The organism is Sinorhizobium mexicanum (genome assembly GCF_013488225.1).
Taxonomy (GTDB): domain Bacteria; phylum Pseudomonadota; class Alphaproteobacteria; order Rhizobiales; family Rhizobiaceae; genus Sinorhizobium; species Sinorhizobium mexicanum.
Window position 1 is genome coordinate 1,010,160 of record NZ_CP041241.1, and the last position, 17,999, is coordinate 1,028,158.

The window sequence follows — 17,999 nt, forward strand, 5'->3', positions numbered from 1 at the left end:
CGACTAGTTTGAGTCCTCTAGCGCAGGCGCTAGCTGAGTTCCGGAAGTCCTTTGATCAGCTTGTCGAGCGTGATCGGATAGTCGCGCACGCGGACGCCGGTTGCGTTATAGATGGCATTGGCGGCAGCCGCCGCGACGCCGCATAGACCAAGCTCGGCGATGCCCTTGGCCTTCATCGGCGACGAAATCGGATCGGTCTCGTCCAGGAAGGCGACTTCCTGATGCGGAACGTCGGCATGCACCGGCACCTCGTAGGCGGCGAGGTCGTGGTTGACAAAGAAGCCGCGTTCCTTGTCCACGACGAGCTCCTCGGACAGCGCGGCACCGACCCCCATCGTCATCGCGCCGATCACCTGACTGCGTGCGGTGATCGGATTGAGAATGCGGCCCGCGGCACACACAGCCAGCATCCGCCGGATTCGTGTCTCGCCCGTCGCCACATCGACGCCGACCTCGACGAAATGTGCGCCGAAGGTGGACTGTTGATGGGTCTCCGCGAGCTTGCCGAACTCGATACGGTCCTCTGCCACGAGCACCTCATCGCTTGCAGCTTGCGCGAGCGACATGCTGCGCTCGCCGGCTCGGACTTCGCCACCGGCGAAGACGAGACCCTCGGCATTGTTGAAGCCGAGTTTCTGCGCCACGACCTCGCGCAGCTTGACGCAGGCGGCGTAAACGCCTGCCGTGGAGCAGTTTCCTCCGAACTGCCCGCCCGAGCCCGATGAAACCGGGAAGCGCGAGTCGCCCAGCCTGACGGCGACCTTGTCCATCGGTACACCGAGCATTTCGGCAGCAGTCTGGGCAATGATCGTATAACTGCCCGTGCCGATGTCCGTCATATCCGTCTCCACCGTGACGATGCCCTCGCGATCGAGGCGGACGCGGGCTCCAGAGGGCACCAGTAGATTGTTGCGGAAGGCGGAGGCGACGCCCATGCCGACCAGCCAATTGCCTTCGCGCCTGCCTCCAGGTTGCTTGCTTCGGTCTTGCCACCCGAAGCGCTCCGCGCCGGTACGCAGGCAGGTGACGAGATCGCGGTGCGAGAAAGGCCTCTCGGGGTTCTCGGGATCGACCTGTGTGTCGTTGATGATCCGGAACTCAACGGGGTCGTGGCCTAGCCGCTCGGCCATCTCGTCGATCGCGATCTCCAGCGCCATCATGCCCGGCGCCTCGCCGGGAGCACGCATGGCGTTTCCTTCCGGAAGGTCGAGCGTGGCTAGCCGCATGGCGGTCATCCGGTTTTCACCGGCATAAAGCAGACGCGTCTGCTGAACCGCCACTTCGGGCCCACCGCCAGGAAGGTCCCCGGACCAGCTTTCATGCGCAATCGCGGTGATCCTGCCGTCACGCTCGGCGCCGATGCGGATCCTCTGGATCGTCGCCGGGCGATGCGTGGTGTTGTTCATCAGAAATGGACGAGGGAGGGCGACTTTCACCGGGCGCTTGGCTTCGCGCGCGGCAAGCGCCGCGAGCACCGCGTCTGCGCGGAGGAAGAGCTTGACTCCAAAGCCTCCGCCAACAAATGGCGACATGACATGGACCTTCTCTTTGTCGATCCCGAGGGGTCGTTGCGAGGTCGGTCCGCCACCAGTCGATCATCTGGCTCGAGGTCCAGACCGTCAGTCCTTCGCCGTTCCAGGCGGCAATGGAGGCATGCGGCTCCATCATTGCATGCGATTGGTCCGGGGTGGTGTAGACCTGGTCGAGCTTGACGGGTGCTGCCTCGAAGGCGGCATCGAAGTCGCCTGCCGCGGAATCCGACCCGCCTTCCTCCGGTTTGACAGCAGCGTCCTTCTCCGCCGCCAGATCGAAGGCGCCCTTTTCCTCGATATAGTCAACCTTGACGAGCGTAGCGGCCGCGCGGGCCTCTTCGAATGTTTCCGCGACCACGACCGCAATCGCCTGGTGATAGTGCTGGATTTCCCTGCCGCCGAAGAGCTTGGCGGTATTGTATTTGCCCTTCTTCAATTCTCCCACGCCGTCGGAGGTGACGACCGCAATCACGCCGGGCGCGCGTCTTGCGGCGGTAATATCGATTGACTTGATCTTGCCCTTGGCGATCGCTGAGCCGACGACATAGCCGTAGGCATAGCGGATATTCGGATCATGCCATTCGTAGGCATAGACCGCCCGCCCGGTGGTCTTGAGCGGACCGTCGACCCGATGGATGGGCTGGCCGACGACCTTGAGCTGGTCAATCGGATTCATCGTTGCTGGTTTGTCAAATCTCATTTCCTCATTCCCTCGCTTCGGCAAGAACCGCACTCAGCGTGCGTTCGACGAGTGTAAGCTTGAAAGCGTTCTGTTCCGTCGGGCGGGCATTCGCGAGAAGCTTGGCGGCTGCCGCCTTTGCTCCGTTCGCAAGCTCGTTGTCGGCCGCCTCCTCACGCCATGGCTTGGGCGCGATGCCGCCTATCGCGACGCGACCTGTTCCATCCGGGTGCACGACGGCGCCGACGGAGACGAGCGCAAAGGCGTAGGACGCGCGGTCGCGAACTTTGCGATAGATCTGCTTGCCGCCAAGCGGCTTCGGCAGGACAACTGCCGTGATCAGCTCGCTCCGCTCGAGGACATGCTCGATATGCGGCGTGTCGCCGGGCAAGCGATGGAGCTCCGCAATCGGAATGCTGCGCGTCGCACCATCGGCTCGAACCGTCTCGACCGAGGCGTCGAGGGCGCGCATCGCGACCGCCATGTCGCTCGGGTGGCTGGCGATACAGGCATCGCTGACCCCGACCAACGCAAGCTGGCGGTTGAAGCCGGCGAGCGCCGCGCAGCCGCTGCCGGGCTGCCTTTTGTTGCAGGGCTGGTTGGTGTCGTAAAAATAGGGACAGCGCGTGCGCTGAAGCAGATTGCCGGCGGTCGTCGCCCTGTTGCGCAATTGCGCTGACGCTCCGGCAAGGAGAGCTCGCGACAACAGGGCGTAATCGCGGCGGATCCGTTCGTCGGCAGCAAGGTCGGTATTGCGGACAAGGGCGCCGATCCTGAGGCCACCTTCCGGCGTTGGTTCGACCTTGTCCAGCCCCAACCCCTTGACGTCGATCAGATGGGGCGGGGTCTCGATCTCGAGCTTCATCAGATCGAGGAGATTCGTGCCGCCGGCGATGAACTTCGCGCCCTCTGTGCCGACCGCGGCGTTCGCCGCCTCCTCGATCGACGAGGCGCGCTGGTAACTGAACGCTCTCATGCCTTCCTCCCCGCGACTTCGGTGATCGCTTCGACGATGTTCGAGTAGGCGCCGCAACGACAGATATTACCGCTCATGCGCTCACGGATTTCGGTGGGCGTGATTTCGGACGGCGCCGTCAAGTCGGCGGTCACTTGGCTCGGAATGTTAGCCTTGATCTCATCGATCATGGCGACGGAGGAACAGATTTGGCCAGGGGTACAATAGCCGCACTGGAATCCATCGTGCTTGACGAATGCGGCCTGCATCGGGTGAAGGTTGTCCGGCTGCCCCAATCCTTCGATCGTGGTGATCTCGTCTCCATCATGCATCACGGCGAGCGTGAGGCAGGCGTTTACCCGCCGGCCGTCGACGAGGACGGTGCAGGCCCCGCACTGGCCGTGGTCGCATCCTTTCTTTGTGCCCGTCAGATGCAGATGCTCGCGGAGTGCGTCGAGAAGCGTCGTGCGATTGTCGAGCTCGAGCTCGCGGCGCTCACCGTTCACCGTGAAGGAGACTTTCGTGCCCGTAGGCGCTGCGGAGGTATTCGTCTTGGCGTGAGCCAGCGATCCCGCGCTCGCCACAGTGACGGTAGCGGCCGAGGCGACAAGCAGGTCGCGCCGCGAGATTTCGAGTGCGCCAGGATTTTGCATGTCCAGCTCCCTGTTTTAGTGACGGTCCAGAGCGCGCGACTATCGATAAGCCACAGAGGCGGAACGATCGAACCGACGGAATGATCCGGGTGCGTGCGTTCACGAATGAGTTAGGACCGTAGAGCTTGGCGAAAACGCTATGAGCTGGATTCATGAAAGGCAGCGTTGAGTCACAACCGTGTTGTAAGCGCGCGATCCTCAACGCCGCCGGCTTGAACGCAAGCTGCCAGCGTCACCTGTCGCACGAAGTTAACTCCGCCCATAGCGACCCTGATCAGCCGGTTCTGAGCGTGAGGCATAAGACTTTTCTTGGAAGCCTTACGTCGACGCCGGCGAATAGAGGCAGCGCTGCTGCTCTCACCCGGCCGGCATTTCGGCGACCAGCGCTAGCGCATTGGCCCGAAAATCGGAATCGATTTTCGGAAAGCACGATGCGTAGATTCAAAGACTTACAGCGCCCTTTGTGCGTCCTGAAGGACGCACGACGCTGTAGTATGTCATCGAGGCGCCTGTCCTCAACGACCTCGGACCAGTGCACCGAACGCAGCGTGTCGAAGGTCCTGTGGGGCAGGGGTCCCCTCGTGGGTGATCGCGAGGCGGCCGTCGGGATAATCACAGACAATGACCTTCTGGCCGGCGACCGAAGCGCCTTCAGCCGATCGATGACCAGTTCGCGCAACTGTGGATCACGCATGAGCTTGCGCAGGCGTCGTCGACGCTGCTTGCTGATGTCGTAGGCAATCGTCGGGAAGTAGCCGCTATACTCGGGCAGCTCGCGATCGTGGAAGGTGTTGCGCCTGATCTCACGATAGATTGTCGATCGGCGGCGGCCGAGTTGGCGGGCCATTTCATGGATCGGCACTTTGCATTCGACAAAGTGGTAGAGGCGGCGTCGATCAGCCAGGTTCAGCTGCAAATAGCGTCGAGACATTCCAAAATCTCCAAATGGAAGCCATTGAAATCATTGGCATGTCGCACTTGAAAATAGAATGTACCCCGGCTACATAATGTGGCGGCCAGGTTGAATTGTCCGCTGTTGCGCAAAGTAGAAATGTCATTTTGGGCTGCCTACGGCACGACGACCAGCCCCGATCTGACCGGCTGCTCCGGGTTGCAAGGTGAGATCGGGGCGGGTGGCGCTGACCAGGGCGGGGGAGGTGTTCTACAATCGCTCAATCCGAATCCTGAGCGAGGTGGATGTCTCCGCGGAGGTGGCGCGCTCGGTGGCCGGCAAGCGGGTGAAGCAAATCAAGATCGGTACCGTCTATCCGGCGACCATTGGCGTTCTGCCGGCCTTTCTTGCGCGCATCGCCAGGAAGTATCCGGACATCCAGCTGCATATCGCAAGCGGTACCACCAACGACATCATCCGCAACCTCGAGAACGGCCAGATCAATCTCGGCTTCATAAGGCCGGTCGAGAACATCGGCTCACTGCGGTTCTTCTCGATCGCGCATGAGCGCTATCTGCTGGCGGTGGAGAAAAGCAGTCCACTTGCCGTTCGAAGCGAGATCGGCATCGAGGACTTGAAAGACCAGAAGATCATTTCCTTTTCCCGTGCGAACCTCTCCTACACCGAGCGCTATTTTGCCGAAAAGTTCGAAGAGCACGATCTGACGAAGAACATCGCCTATACCTGCGACGACACCTTCTCGCTCGTCTCACTGGTCTCCTCTGGTCTCGGCATCGGCTTTGCGCCGGAATGGACCGACGGCATGCCGAACCGCAACTTCGAGCTGCGCAAGGTCAGCGGCATCGATTTCCGCATCGGCCTTGGCGTCGCCTGGAACAAGATCCTATGGGGAGTGGATAGCGGCCTGCACCGTGGCAGAGTGAGTTCGCTAAAATCTCTCTGGAGGCCAACCATGCTTACGACAGCTGATCAACCTGAGGCACCTGCTGCTATCCGCATCGATTTTGGCGCAGTTCTTGTTTCGTTGGAATTGAGCAAATCGATTTGGCTGGTGACATCGCTTTCACCGGGAAGCGAGAAGATGTCCCGCCATACGGTCGCCGGCGGTGATATCGCCGGCCTGTTGTCCTGCTTTACCGAGCTGCGCAAAAACGTACGGTCACGCGAGAGAAGGCTTTATCCGTTGGTGGTGATCCAGGAGGCGGGTTTGGACGGGTTCTGGATCAGCCGAGCGCTGAACAACGAAGCTTGGATTGAGAGTTCACATTGTCGACGCCGCTTCGATCGCGGTACCGCGCCGTCGCCGTCGCGTAAAGACCGATCGTATTGATGGCGAAACATTGCTTCGCACGCTGATGGCTTGGAAGCGGGGAGAGCCACGGGTCTGTTCGATAGTCAGGATGCCGACGCCCGAGGAAGAGGATCGCCGCCGGATTGGCCGCGAGCGAAGAGTGCTGATCGCCGAGCGGGTTCCCACGTCAACCGCGTGAAGGGGTTGCTCTTCTGCCAGGGCATCCGGGATTATGAGCCTTTGCGTCGTGATCGCCGAGCGCGTCTTGAAGAACTTCGCACGGGCGATCGCCGCGCGCTCCCCCGGCACATCAGAGCCCAAATCTCCCGCGAACTCGACCGTCTCGAGTTGCTGCTCGAGCAGATCAAGACTGTGGAGGCCGAACGGGATTTACTCACGGTCGAGCAGATGACAAGCACACCGGCGCCAGCGGCAGTGCTGCTCCGCATCAGGGGAATTGGTCCGGAGTTTGCGGCGATCCTTCACTCTGAAGGCCTGTTCCGGCACTTCGACAATCGACGCCAGGTTGCCGCCTACGCGGGGCTAGCGCCGTCGCCATGGCAGAGCGGCTCGATCGATCGTGAGCAGGGAGTGTCGAAAGCGGGCAATCCACGGCTGCGGACGACGATGGTCGAGCTCGCGTGGCTATGGCTGCGCTACCAGCCGGGCTCAACGCCCTCCTGCTGGTTTAAGGAGCGCGTCACGCGCAATGGCGGACGCTTCAAAAAGACGATGGATCGTGGCACTCGCCCGCAAGCTGCTGGTCGCGCTATGGAAATATCTGAACGCCGGTGTCGTCATCGAGGGGGCAGTCATGAAATCCGCCTGACCGGCGACCGCTCAACTGCAAAAGCTATTCCAATCCTCAGGGCCTGATCAGTCCTGACGGATCCAGGTGAACGGCCCGTGGATCCTCATGGCGTCAACAGCCGGGAACAAGAATGGCCCGTTCTCCTGAGCTCCTGCCCGCCGCACGCGGGATCGTGGTGCAGCCGCCCGCAGCGGCGACCGTATGTGAGGTTGTACAGGCTCGCAGGCCGGGCCGGTAAAGTATCGGGCTCAGACCTTGGATCGGAACGAGGAAATCCAAATGTCACCTTGAAAACCGTTGACTCCAAACTCCTCATGTGAGGAGGACCCGACCGCGAGCCGCGACGACATCATCGACATCGCGAGGTCACTCGTGAGACGTGGCAGGTGAGGGGCGGGCTCGCCCGCGCAAAGCGGAGCACCTTGCGGGGGCAGTCGTCCCGGTTTCCGGCCATGCGGCCGGCGCTATGCTAACCCTCCTGCGGCTACCCTTTTAACCGGTCAAGCTGCGCGCGAACTTGCTTCGGCGCATCATACGACTGCGCCTGGTATGCTCATTTCTCGTTTAAGTGGGGATGCGGCGCCTGTGGCTTCCGCATCTCGCCGATTGTCACCGAACCGCCTACAGCGAAGGACTGCCTCTCGGGTTGAAAAAGCCTGCAGGATTCACCGGTAAGCGGGACTTCAAATCGACATTCGAGGACAGAAGCAGCAGCACTAAGCAGACGGCGCAATCGGAGGGTCGGGCGCGACTTCGTGCACGGCGGGCGAAGCCAAGAGGTGGCGCTCTTCCTCCGCCTCGGCGCCTGTCGCGGCGAGTGTGCAAATGGCGATGCTTGCCGCGACGTGCTTATCGTTCAGGTCGTTTCAGGGTCGCTCTTTTAGTCTAGCCAACGCCGGTGGCGCTCGCCGCGGAGCGAGGTTTCGGCCGGGTCGAGGTTAAGATGCTTTAGGCCAAAGGCGTTGAACAGCGACGGTCGCAACTCCCCCGCGAGGCTAGCGTTACGACGGCGCGCTCTTTAGGAAGTCGAAGTCGCAGCCTTCGTCCGCCTGCAGCACATGATCACGGTAGAGCATATCGTAGCCGCGCGGAGCCGGCCGTTTCTCCACCTTGCGTTCGCCGCGCCTCCTCTCCAATTCCTCATCGGAGACGAGGAGGCGGATCGAGTGGTCCTTGACGCTTAGCGCGATCCTGTCGCCGTTGCGGATCAATCCGATCGGTCCGCCCGAGGCTGCATCCGGCGCGACATGAAGGACGATCGTGCCGTAGGCGGTGCCGCTCATGCGGGCGTCGGAGATGCGCACCATGTCCTTGACGCCGGCGCGGGCGAGCTTGGCCGGGATCGGAATATAGCCAGCTTCCGGCATGGCGGCGTCGCTGAGCGGCCCGGCATGCTGGAGAACCAGGAAATCATCGGCAGTGACGTCGAGGTCTGGATCATCGATGCGGGCGGCAAGGTCTTGCAGCGAGTTGAAGACGACGGCGCGGCCCGTCTTTTCGAAGAGGTTCGGGTCTGCGGCTGAGCGCTTGATGATCGCCCCGCGCGGCGCCATGTTGCCGAAGACGGCAAGGAGCCCGCCGCTCTCGCGGATAGGGCTGTCGATCGGTCTCACAATGTTACGGTCGACCCAGGAGTCCGCCGCGTCGATGCGCTCGCCGATGGTCTCACCAGTGATCGTCTCGCAGTCGAGATGAAGGAGATGCTTCAGTTCGCGCATGACGGCGGGGATGCCGCCTGCGGCATGCAGGTCTTCCATATAGGCGCTACCGGTCGGCTTGAGGTCGACGAGCACGGGTGTCGTGTCGCTGATTTCGTTCATTCGCTTCAGGTCGAGCTTCAATCCGAGGCGGCCGGCGATGGCGGCGAGATGGATGACGGCGTTGGTCGAGCCTCCGATCGCCATCAGCATGCGCACGCCGTTCTCCAGGGCCTTTTCCGTGATGATCTTCTTCGGGGTCTTGTCCGTGCCGATCAGCGAGGCGGCGATGCGGCCGGTTTCCTCAGCCATGCGAAGACGATCGGCATCGACGGCAGGGATGGCGGCCGAGCCTGCCGGCATCATGCCGATGGCCTCGGCAAGCGCAGCCATGGTGCTGGCGGTGCCCATCACCGCGCAGGTGCCGCTGGTGGAAGCGAGACGCTTTTCAACTTCATCGATGCCCCGGTCGTCGACATCGCCCGCGCGATAGCGCTGCCAGAAGCGGCGGCAATCGGTGCAGGCGCCGAGACGTTCGCCGCGATGGCGGCTGGTCGACATCGGTCCGGCAACGAGCTGTATCGACGGCAAGCCGGCGGAGGCCGCGCCCATCAGTTGCGCGGGAACGGTCTTGTCGCAGCCACCGAGCAGGATCACAGAGTCCATCGGCTGGGCGCGAGTCATCTCCTCGACATCCATGGACATGAGGTTGCGGAACTTGAGGCTTGTCGGGCTGAGGAAAACCTCACCGAGCGAGATGGTCGGGAATTCGACCGGCAGCGCGCCGGCGGCGAGAACGCCGCGCTTCACAGCCTCGATCATCTCGGGAAAGTGCCGATGACAGTTGTTGAATCCGCTCGCCGAATGGGCGATGCCGACGATCGGCCGGTCGAGCATCTGCCGGCTATACCCCATCGAGCTGGCGAAGGAGCGGCGCAGGTAGATGCTGAAGCCCCGGTCGCCATAGTTGGTCAGGCCGCGCGAAAGACCTTTGTCCTTGCCGGATGTGTTGCCGTCGTCACACATGGTTTTCTCCTTACGCGACCCGCATCTTGATGTATTTGGCTTCGAGATAATCGAAGATCCCCAGCTGACCGCCTTCACGGCCCATGCCGCTCTCCTTGACGCCGCCGAAGGGGATTTCGGCTGCGGCGAGCAGCATGTCGTTGACCCCGACCATGCCGACGTCGAGGGCCTCCGCCGCCTTGTTTGCGCCTTCGAGCGAGTGCGAGAAGACATAACCGGCGAGACCGAAGGGCACGTCATTGGCCCGCTTTATGGCGTCGTCGAGGTCGGAGAACCGGGCGATCGGGGCAACCGGGCCGAAGGGTTCCTCGGTCATGATCAGGGCATCATCCGGCACGTCGCCGAGAACGGTCGGGCGATAGAAGAAGCCACGATTGCGATCCCCGGGAACTTCACCGCCGGCAAGCAGGGTCGCGCCCTTGGCGAGTGCGTCGGAGACCATCCCGACGATGCGCTCACGGCCGCGGGCGTTGGCCATCGGGCCCATGTCGACGCCATCATCGCTGCCCCGGCCGATCCTGAGGCCGTTGGCGACATCGGCCATCGTGCGGACGAAGGGCTCGTAGAGGGAGTCATGGACATAGAAACGGCTCGGTGAAATGCAGACCTGACCCGCATTGCGGAACTTGGCGCGGGCGCAGGCCGTCGCGGCCGCTACCGGGTCGGCATCTTCCAGCACCAGTACCGGTGCGTGGCCGCCGAGTTCCATGGAGACCTTTTTCACAGTGTCGGCGCATTGCCTGAGGATCAGCTTGCCGACCGGAACGGAGCCGGTAAGGGAGACCTTACGGATAACGGGCGAGGCAATTAGGTGCGAGGAAATGTCCGCCGACTTGCCGCTGACCACATTCAGCACACCGGCGGGCAGGCCGGCCTTGATCGCCGCTGCGGCGATATGCAGCGTACTGGAAGGTGCTTCCTCCGAGGGCTTGATGACAACAGGGCAGCCGGCAGCGAGCGCGGCCGCGATCTTGCGGGCCGGTAGGAGGGCGGGGAAGTTCCAGGCGGTGAAGGCGGCGACCGGGCCGACCGGATCGAAGCGGACATTGAGGCGCACATTCGGGTCACGGCCATCAAGGACGTGGCCGAAGATACGGCGTGCCTCGTCGGCATACCAGTCAAACTGGTCGACAGCGGCATTCCATTCACCAACGGCTTCGGCGATGGGCTTGCCCGTTTCGGCGGACATATCGTGCACCGCGCGGTCGGAGTTGGCACGCATTTCCGTGGCGATGCGGCGGAGGATGGCGCTGCGCTCCCAACCGGAAACCTTGTTCCAGCGGGGTGCTTCCCGAGCGAGAACCGTGAGTACCTCGTCGAGGTCGCTTGCATCGGCCGAGGGGAGGTGACCGATGATCTCCTCATCGACGGGATCGATGACAGGACAGGCGTCTCCGCTGCGCGAGGCGCGCCATACGCCGTCGATCAGCAGTCCGAATTGTTCATACATGGGCGTTCTCTCAAATCAGGGTGCGGGCATATTGGCGCTGGACGTCATCCACCCAGTTGCCGACATTCCATTGGCCGTAGGCACCGAGACCAACGGCAGGATCGTCGCCGAAATAGACGGGCACGTGGACCAGGCTGAGGCCGGGCCAGGCGCGCGCCTCTTCGAGGGCGGCCATCAGGCTTTCCTCGTCCTCGCCGCCGAAAAGCGCGCGAACGCCGCTCACCGCGCCGGCGAGCGTCACATAATCGACGGGGACACCGTCATTGGTGCGGAAATCGCGGCCGTATTGCGCGTTCTGAAGGTGGCTGATAGCGGCCATGCGCCTGTTGTCGAGGAGCAGGATCGTGCCGTGCACGCCATGCTCGACGCCGTCGATCAGCACCTGCGGGTTCATCATAAACGAACCATCGCCGGTGAAGGCGATGCCGTAGCGACCCTTGTCGGCGATGCCGGCGGCAAGCAGGGCACTGACGGCAAAACCCATGTAGGACGCGCCGGTCTCGGTGAAGGTTTCGAACGGCACCTGATCCTCGACGATCTGGAAGCCGTTTGCCTGCACGTCGCCTGCATCGAAGAATTTCAGGGCGCCGTGCCGGCGGCAGAAACCGGCGGCAAGCCGGATGACGCGCGGCTGCGTCAGCACCGGCTTCTGCCAGACGGGATCGAAGAGCGGCGGCGAGGATGCCTGCCGGCTAAGGAAGCCATCCCACTCCGCGCGCTTGGCGCGGCCGGCCTCGAGCCACGCCGCCTTGCGTGGCTCGGTATCGGCGCCCGAAAGCATACCGGCCAGCCGTCCGGCGACGATCGCGGCATCGCCCGTCAGCGCGATTGTGTTGTTATAGTGCTGCACATCGATGGGGTCGGCATTGATATTGATGACATGGCGCACCTTCGGCCAGCCGATGCCGGAGCAATCGGCCTGGCAGACGGCACGGCTGCCGATGACGATGAGGAGTTCGGCCTCGTCCATCGTCCAGTTGCCGCTGATCGAACCCTTGGAGCCGCCCACGCACATATTTTGTTGATGATCGGCAGGCATGACGCCGCTGGCGCCGGGGCTCGAGACGACCAGCGCGCCGGCCGCCTCGGCCAGTCGCCGGACGGCATCGGACGCCGTGCGGCTGCCACCGCCGAGTTTGATCGCCACCTTCGCGGCGGTGCGGACGGCATCAGCTGCCGTGCGGAACGGACCATCATCGGCAGGGGCGAGTGCCGGGAACACCGGCCGGTCGGGCAGGGCGTCGAGACGTAGCGTCACCGGCGCGGGCTGAGTGTTGAGCGGCAGGTTCATGTAGAAGGGGCCGGGGCGCCACGGGTGGAAGACGCAGGTCGCGCCCTTGCGCAATCCATCCCGCAGCGCGCCCGGACTATGCAGCGTATAGGCACTTCCCATAAGGGAGGTAATTTGGGAAAAGACGCCCTGTGCCGGCTTCGGCACCTGCTGCATATTGTAACCTTCGCCATGGGTCGTCTCGTCACCATAGAGGTGGTAGAGACCGACACCGTTGGAGGCGGCGGCAAGCGATGCCGCCATGGCTTGAAACGCGCCCGGCCCGATCGAGGTGACGACGGCGCCGACTTCGCCATAGACCCAGGAGAGGGCCGTGCCGGCATGTGCCATTTCCACTTCGTTGCGGAACTGCCAGCAACGCACCAGCCCTTCGGCTTCATAGGCTTTGAGCACGTCCGCGAGTGCAGTGCTGCCATGGCCGAAGATCGCGAGATATTTGGTCACGCCCTGGCGCATCAGGCCAAGCACCAGCGCCTCGACCAGCGGCAGCGTCGTGGGCGCGCTGAGGCGGTCGTCGGATATCGCGGTTTTCAGGCCGCCCGCGGCACGCAGCCATGCGGCGCGGTCAGCGGCCGTGTGGGCGAGGTCGTCGGGAAACGGGGGAAGCGTCATGCGGGCCTCCCATTCCTGAGATCCACCGGCCGGCCGATGCGGGCCGATTCTTCGGCCGCAAGCGCAAAGCGCAGGATTTCACGGGCCTGGCGGGCGGTGAGCACCGGCGTGCCGCCGGTGCGGATCGCGTCGATATAATGCCGCGTCGACAGCACGAAGCTCTGTTCCCAGCTGGTGGGGATATCGCGGAATTCCGTCAGCTTTCCGTCGCTGTAGAGCACCACCGGCGGACTGTCGGCCAGCCGCCCATGGCCGCCATTGATCCAGATGACACCCTTGGTGCCGGTGATTTCGACGCGATCGTCCTGGGCATAGTGCCGTGTCGCCAGTTCCATTTCGGGCGAATAGACGATCTCGAGATTGCCGATGCGGTTGCCGGGAAAGCGGAAGGAAATCTGCGATTGCGCATCGAAGCGGATGCCGCCGGGACCTTCGGTATCGCCGATGAAGGCATGAACCTCGTCCGGCTCGCCCATGAAATGCCAGGCAAGCGCGAATTTGTGGTGGCCGTCGTCGAAGACCAGCGGTCCGCCGCCGGCCTGGTCCTGCTTCTGGCGCCAGGCATTCGCGGCAGCCGGCACATCCCAGGCGGTGGCGCTGCGTGCCGGGTTGGACTTGATGCGGATGGAAAGCGGCGTGCCGATGGCGCCCTGGTCGATGAGGTCGCGTGCCTTCAGCACCGGCGGATAGAAGATGAAATTCTCGAAGATCTTGACCGGCCGGTCATAGGCCTCGGCGGCGGCCACGAGCTGGTCGGCTTCTTCCAGCGAAACGCACATCGGCTTTTGCAGCGAAACGATCTTGCCGGCATTCATTGCCTTGAGTGCGGCGCCAAGATGGAGGTGGTGCGGCAGCAGGATTTCCACCAGATCGACATCGGGCATTGCCAGCACGGCATCGAGATCGGTCTCGATGGCCACGTCCTCTATCCCCCATTGTTTCGCCTTGGCCGCGGCGAGTGCCGGGTCGCGATCGCACAGCGCGACGATGCGGCTTGCCGGGTTCTGGAGGTATTCGATCGCATGGAGATCGGAGATGCGACCGGTGCCGATGACGGCGACCCTAATCGGATTGCTGTTCATGCAAGGGGCCTTTCTGTGATGCGGGCATGGAAACGGAGGTGACGATGTGGCCGAGTTCAGCGAGGCGTTCGTCGGTCACGCGGACGGAGGGGCCGGAAACACCGACGGCGGCGATCATTCGGCCGTGATCGTCGTAGATCGGGCGGGCGACGCAGCGAATGCCGTGGGCGAATTCCTCATTATCGATGGAATAGCCGCGCGCACGGGTGCGGGTGATCTCGTCATCAAGCGCGCGCCGCGTGGTTAGCGTGCGCGGCGTGAAGGACGGGAAGGGGCCATCGACATGGGCATCGCCAAAGGCGAGGAACGCCTTGCCGAGCGCAGTGCAATGGAGTGGCGCCAGCGCGCCGATCGGGTGATCGACCTTGAGCGGCAGCGAGGAATCAATCTTGTCGATATACCAGACGCGGCTGCCCACGAGCACCGCCATGTGGGCGCATTCGCCTGTCTCTGCGACGAAGCGTTCGAGCACCGGGCGCCAGGCCTCCTTCACGGAAACGATGTCGATGAGCGAGTGGCTGCTGGTCGTTTGCCGCGCGATCTTGTCCGTTGGCTGGTAGCGACGGGCCGAATCCTGGGTCGCGTAACCGGCGGCGACCAGGGTCTTCATCAGATGCGATGCGTTGGACTTGTCCACGCCCAGCGCCTCGGCGACATCGGTCAGCCGGGCGGGCTCGCGGTTTGCCGCAAGGAAATCGAGGGCTTCGAGGCCGCGCGTGAGAGATTGCAATAGGCGCATCGGTAAAACTCCTTCGGGGGTTTCCGTTGATTTGCGCCATGCTAAACTCAAGTACAGCATATGACAACTAAATCGGCATTTACCGCCCGCTAGATGGATGAATTGCCGGTTTTGTTTCGAAATGCAATACTTTTGTGTTGACATCGGCAACAAGTTTGCCGAATTCTGGTTTTGCGAGGTCACAAGTTTAACAATCGCAAACCTTACGGGAGGTTCCTATGTTTTCCATCACGCGGCGCTCGCTTATGCTTGCAGCGCTTCTGGCATCCGCGACGGGCGTTGCCGGCCCGGTCTTCGCCGACGCCGGCGAGGTCACGATCAGCCATTATTTCACCGGCGAGCTCGGCCTGAAGGCCTTCAATGAACAGGTCGGAAAGTTCGAACAGGCGACCGGCATCAAGATGAAGGAAAGCCCGGTTGGCCACGAGGACTTCAAGACCGATATCCTGGTGCGGGCGGCGGGCCACAGCTTGCCGGACGTGTTCAGCTACTGGGCCGGAGCGCGCGTCGATTTCATCGTGAAGTCCGACAGTCTGCGTCCGATCGACGATATGTGGGCGAGCGCAAAGCTGGATAGCGTCGTCGCCAAACCGATCGCCGACAGCGCGACCATCTACGACGGCAAGCGCTTCCTCGTGCCGTTCAACTATCACTATGCCGGCGTGTTCTATAACAAGAAGGTGCTTGCCGACGCCGGCATGACGGCGCCGCCGGCGAGCTGGGACGAATTCATCACGCTCTGCAAGACCCTGAAGGAAAAGGGCATCGCGCCGATCGCGCTCGGTTCGAAGAACCGCTGGCCGGCGCAGTTCTGGTTCGATTACCTGCTGCTGCGCACCGCCGGCCCGGATTACCGCGCCAAGCTGATGGCGGGCGAGGCTTCCTACGACGATCCGCAGGTTGTTGCGGCCATGGGCCTCTGGAAGGAGATGCTCGATCAGGGGTTCTTCGTCGAAAACGCCAATGCCGACGACTGGACGGACGCCGCCGACAAGGTGGCCCGCGGCGATGCGGCGATGACGCTGATGGGAACCTGGATCACCGGCTACTGGAACGGCGTCGGTCTCGTTCCGGGTCAGGATTATGACTTCTTCCCCTTCCCGAAGATCAGGGACGGCATTCCGAACGCCGCCGTCGGGCCGGTCGACGGTCTGGTGATCTCCGCCAACGCCGCCAATCATGAAGGCGCGGAAAAATTCCTCGCCTTCATGATGTCCAACACTGATGTCCAGGCAAAATGGGCGGAAGCCCAGGGCGCGCTGTCCGCAAACGTCAACGTCGATCCCAAGACCTATAACAGCGTCATGCAGGATGCCGCCAAGACGGTTGCGGCAGCCGAAGCATTTGCCTTCAACTATGACCTTGCCACCACACCGCCTGTCGCCGAAGTCGGCCTTTCCATGTTTACGCGCTTCATCGACGATCCGTCCAAGCTGGACGAGATTCTGAAGGCGGTCGCCGTCGATGCCAAGGCAGCCTTCAAGCAATAGCAAACGAGGATCGCGGCCCCGTGCGGGCCGCGATTTCCCGGAAAGGAATATCGATGGAGCGGCACAACACAGTCTGGCGCATTGCGCTGCTGGCACCGCCATTGTCCGTTTTTGCCGTCTTCGTGTTCTGGCCGCTGTTCAGTTCGTTCTTTTATAGCGTGACCAACTGGAACGGCTTCGGCTCCGACTATGATTTCGTGGGTCTCGACAACTTCGCCAAGATCTTCACCGACAAGCTATTCATGAACGCGGCGATCAACACGACGATCTGGATGGCCGCCGCGATCGTGGTGCCGACGCTGTTCGGGCTTGGGCTGGCTCTGCTGCTCGACGGCAAGGTTCCAGGTGGGCGTGCCTTCAAGACGGTGTTCTACCTGCCGATCTGCCTTTCGGCCGTCATCGTCGGGCAGATCTGGATATGGATCTACCAGCCCGACTGGGGCCTGCTCAACGCTGTGCTCTCGAACATCAACGGTGAGAAGATGCGCTATGCCTGGCTTGCCAAGCCTGACACGGCGCTCGGATCGGTGATCCTCGCCTGGTCCTGGCAGCAAACCGGCCTTTCCATGGTGATCTACCTTGCCGGCCTGACGGCGATCCCCGAGGACCTCCTGGAGGTCTGCGAGATCGAGGGCGCGAAACTTTGGCAGCGCATCGTCTTCGTCGTGCTGCCGCTCCTCACCCCGTCCACCGTCGTCGTCATCGCCCTTTCCGTGATCAACTCGCTCAAGGGTTTCGACATCCTGTACATCATGACCGGCGGCGGGCCGTTCAACAGTTCCGATACGCTTGCCATGCACATGTACAACGAGTCCTTCCGCAAATACCTGATGGGTTACGGTAGCGCCATTTCCGTCGTGCTGTTCCTGATCGCGCTTACGATCATCGGTATCTACTTCCGCCAGCTCAAGAAGGTGGACCGGATCTATGGCTAATCCTTCCGCCGCCCGTCGTTTCAACCCGTGGCGCGGAGCGATCTTCGCCATGCTCCTTGCGCTTGCGATCCTCTTCTTGCTGCCGACGCTCGGCGTGCTGCTCGCCTCGGTGAAGACGACGCGCGAGATCGCGCTCGGTAGCCTCTGGTCGTTCCCGACGGCGTTCTATCTCGGCAACTTCGTCGAGGTGCTGTCGAACCCCGCCGTGCATCGCTACTTGCTCAATACGCTGCTGGTCACGGTCCCTGGCACACTGGCCTCGACGGCGCTCGGCGTCCTTGCCGGCTATGTCTTCGCCAAGCTGCCGTTCCGCGGCTCCAACATGCTGTTTCTCGTTCTCGTGGCGGGAATGTTCTTCCCGCCGCAGGTCATTCTCGTTCCGCTCTTCCGCCTGTTCAACGGCATGGGGCTGATCGATACGCTGTGGCCGGTCTTCATCGTCCACACCGCGCTCGGCATCCCAATCTGCACGCTCCTGATGCGCAACTTCTTCGCCACCGTCCCGACAGCCTTGCGCGAGGCGGCGATCCTCGAAGGCGCCAGCGAATGGCAGGTGCTGACCCGAGTGGTGCTGCCGCTCAGCCTGCCGGCGCTCGCTGTGCTGGCGACGCTGCAGTTCACGTGGATCTGGAACGATTTCCTTTGGCCGCTGATCTTCACCCAGTCCGACGACAAGCGGACCATCATGATCGGCATCGTCAATCTCAAGGGCCAGTATTCCGTTGCCTGGGGCGTGCAGGGCGCGCTCTCGCTCATCGCCAGCCTGCCCACGCTTTTCGTCTTTCTGTTTTTCCAGCGCTACTTCATCAAGGGCATGACCATGGGCGCGGTAAAGGGTTGATT

At 62.5% G+C, this 17,999-nt stretch carries 10 protein-coding genes and 5 pseudogenes; 5 read left to right on the forward strand and 10 right to left on the reverse strand.

The annotated features are described in order from the left end of the window. Positions 1 to 29: 29 nt before the first annotated feature. The 5 genes and pseudogenes from paoC to FKV68_RS28880 form a co-directional block, all read right to left on the reverse strand. Positions 30 to 2,232 (reverse strand): annotated as a pseudogene (gene paoC, locus FKV68_RS28860) (aldehyde oxidoreductase molybdenum-binding subunit PaoC). 4 nt (positions 2,233 to 2,236) lie between these two features. Then, positions 2,237 to 3,187, reverse strand: coding sequence for an FAD binding domain-containing protein (locus FKV68_RS28865; protein ID WP_180942357.1), 951 nt, complete (start codon positions 3,185 to 3,187; stop codon positions 2,237 to 2,239). Continuing rightward, the gene (gene paoA, locus FKV68_RS28870; RefSeq protein ID WP_180942358.1) at positions 3,184 to 3,819 is read right to left on the reverse strand and encodes an aldehyde dehydrogenase iron-sulfur subunit PaoA; all 636 of its coding nucleotides are present in this window, start codon (positions 3,817 to 3,819) and stop codon (positions 3,184 to 3,186) included. The genes FKV68_RS28865 and paoA overlap by 4 nt, the downstream gene beginning before the upstream one ends. A gap of 486 nt (positions 3,820 to 4,305) precedes the next feature. Beyond that, a pseudogene (locus FKV68_RS28875) lies at positions 4,306 to 4,460 on the reverse strand (ISNCY family transposase); the annotation flags it as partial. Beyond that, positions 4,454 to 4,750, reverse strand: a pseudogene (locus FKV68_RS28880) (helix-turn-helix domain-containing protein); the annotation flags it as partial. The pseudogenes FKV68_RS28880 and FKV68_RS28875, both read right to left, overlap by 7 nt. 199 nt (positions 4,751 to 4,949) lie before the next feature. Between FKV68_RS28880 and FKV68_RS28885 the strand changes: the two are divergent. Together FKV68_RS28885 and FKV68_RS28890 are read left to right on the forward strand one after the other, a co-directional pair. Continuing rightward, positions 4,950 to 5,612 (forward strand): annotated as a pseudogene (locus FKV68_RS28885) (LysR family substrate-binding domain-containing protein); the annotation flags it as partial. A 72-nt stretch (positions 5,613 to 5,684) separates the two neighbouring features. Then, positions 5,685 to 6,852 (forward strand): annotated as a pseudogene (locus FKV68_RS28890) (IS110 family RNA-guided transposase). A 983-nt stretch (positions 6,853 to 7,835) separates the two neighbouring features. On the opposite strand, the gene FKV68_RS28895 reads toward FKV68_RS28890, so the two are convergent. Genes FKV68_RS28895 through FKV68_RS28915 form a run of 5 tightly spaced genes read right to left on the reverse strand, consistent with a single transcriptional unit; the run spans position 7,836 to position 14,731 of the window. After that, positions 7,836 to 9,557, reverse strand: coding sequence for a dihydroxy-acid dehydratase (locus FKV68_RS28895; protein WP_180942359.1), 1,722 nt, complete (start codon positions 9,555 to 9,557; stop codon positions 7,836 to 7,838). Between the two features lie 10 nt (positions 9,558 to 9,567). After that, on the reverse strand, positions 9,568 to 11,007 hold the full coding sequence (locus FKV68_RS28900) for an NAD-dependent succinate-semialdehyde dehydrogenase (RefSeq protein ID WP_180942360.1): 1,440 nt from the start codon (positions 11,005 to 11,007) through the stop codon (positions 9,568 to 9,570). 10 nt (positions 11,008 to 11,017) lie between these two features. Then, positions 11,018 to 12,910: a thiamine pyrophosphate-dependent enzyme gene (locus FKV68_RS28905; RefSeq protein ID WP_180942361.1), complete on the reverse strand. Its 1,893-nt coding sequence runs from the start codon at positions 12,908 to 12,910 to the stop codon at positions 11,018 to 11,020. Then, positions 12,907 to 13,992, reverse strand: a complete 1,086-nt coding sequence (locus FKV68_RS28910) for a Gfo/Idh/MocA family protein (RefSeq protein ID WP_180942362.1) — start codon at positions 13,990 to 13,992, stop codon at positions 12,907 to 12,909. The genes FKV68_RS28905 and FKV68_RS28910 overlap by 4 nt, the downstream gene beginning before the upstream one ends. After that, the gene (locus FKV68_RS28915) at positions 13,973 to 14,731 is read right to left on the reverse strand and encodes an IclR family transcriptional regulator (protein WP_180942363.1); all 759 of its coding nucleotides are present in this window, start codon (positions 14,729 to 14,731) and stop codon (positions 13,973 to 13,975) included. The genes FKV68_RS28910 and FKV68_RS28915 overlap by 20 nt, the downstream gene beginning before the upstream one ends. Before the next feature lie 218 nt (positions 14,732 to 14,949). Here FKV68_RS28915 and FKV68_RS28920 point away from each other — a divergent pair, with 218 nt between their 5' ends. Genes FKV68_RS28920 through FKV68_RS28930 form a run of 3 tightly spaced genes read left to right on the forward strand, consistent with a single transcriptional unit; the run spans position 14,950 to position 17,997 of the window. Beyond that, positions 14,950 to 16,221, forward strand: a complete 1,272-nt coding sequence (locus tag FKV68_RS28920; RefSeq protein ID WP_209647261.1) for an ABC transporter substrate-binding protein — start codon at positions 14,950 to 14,952, stop codon at positions 16,219 to 16,221. Between the two features lie 53 nt (positions 16,222 to 16,274). After that, positions 16,275 to 17,156 carry a carbohydrate ABC transporter permease gene (locus tag FKV68_RS28925; protein ID WP_180942364.1) on the forward strand — a complete coding sequence of 294 codons (882 nt, stop codon included), beginning with the start codon at positions 16,275 to 16,277 and terminating at the stop codon, positions 17,154 to 17,156. Continuing rightward, positions 17,149 to 17,997, forward strand: coding sequence for a carbohydrate ABC transporter permease (locus tag FKV68_RS28930; protein WP_180942365.1), 849 nt, complete (start codon positions 17,149 to 17,151; stop codon positions 17,995 to 17,997). The genes FKV68_RS28925 and FKV68_RS28930 overlap by 8 nt, the downstream gene beginning before the upstream one ends. Positions 17,998 to 17,999: the final 2 nt, after the last annotated feature.

Excerpts from the sequence above, each read along its gene's own strand:
- FKV68_RS28865 (WP_180942357.1), bottom strand. The coding sequence starts at position 3,187 with ATGAGAGCGTTCAGTTACCAGCGCGCCTCGTCGATCGAGGAGGCGGCG.
- paoA (WP_180942358.1), bottom strand. The coding sequence starts at position 3,819 with ATGCAAAATCCTGGCGCACTCGAAATCTCGCGGCGCGACCTGCTTGTC.
- FKV68_RS28895 (WP_180942359.1), bottom strand. The coding sequence starts at position 9,557 with ATGTGTGACGACGGCAACACATCCGGCAAGGACAAAGGTCTTTCGCGC.
- FKV68_RS28900 (WP_180942360.1), bottom strand. The coding sequence starts at position 11,007 with ATGTATGAACAATTCGGACTGCTGATCGACGGCGTATGGCGCGCCTCG.
- FKV68_RS28905 (WP_180942361.1), bottom strand. The coding sequence starts at position 12,910 with ATGACGCTTCCCCCGTTTCCCGACGACCTCGCCCACACGGCCGCTGAC.
- FKV68_RS28910 (WP_180942362.1), bottom strand. The coding sequence starts at position 13,992 with ATGAACAGCAATCCGATTAGGGTCGCCGTCATCGGCACCGGTCGCATC.
- FKV68_RS28915 (WP_180942363.1), bottom strand. The coding sequence starts at position 14,731 with ATGCGCCTATTGCAATCTCTCACGCGCGGCCTCGAAGCCCTCGATTTC.
- FKV68_RS28920 (WP_209647261.1), top strand. The coding sequence starts at position 14,950 with ATGTTTTCCATCACGCGGCGCTCGCTTATGCTTGCAGCGCTTCTGGCA.
- FKV68_RS28925 (WP_180942364.1), top strand. The coding sequence starts at position 16,275 with ATGGAGCGGCACAACACAGTCTGGCGCATTGCGCTGCTGGCACCGCCA.
- FKV68_RS28930 (WP_180942365.1), top strand. The coding sequence starts at position 17,149 with ATGGCTAATCCTTCCGCCGCCCGTCGTTTCAACCCGTGGCGCGGAGCG.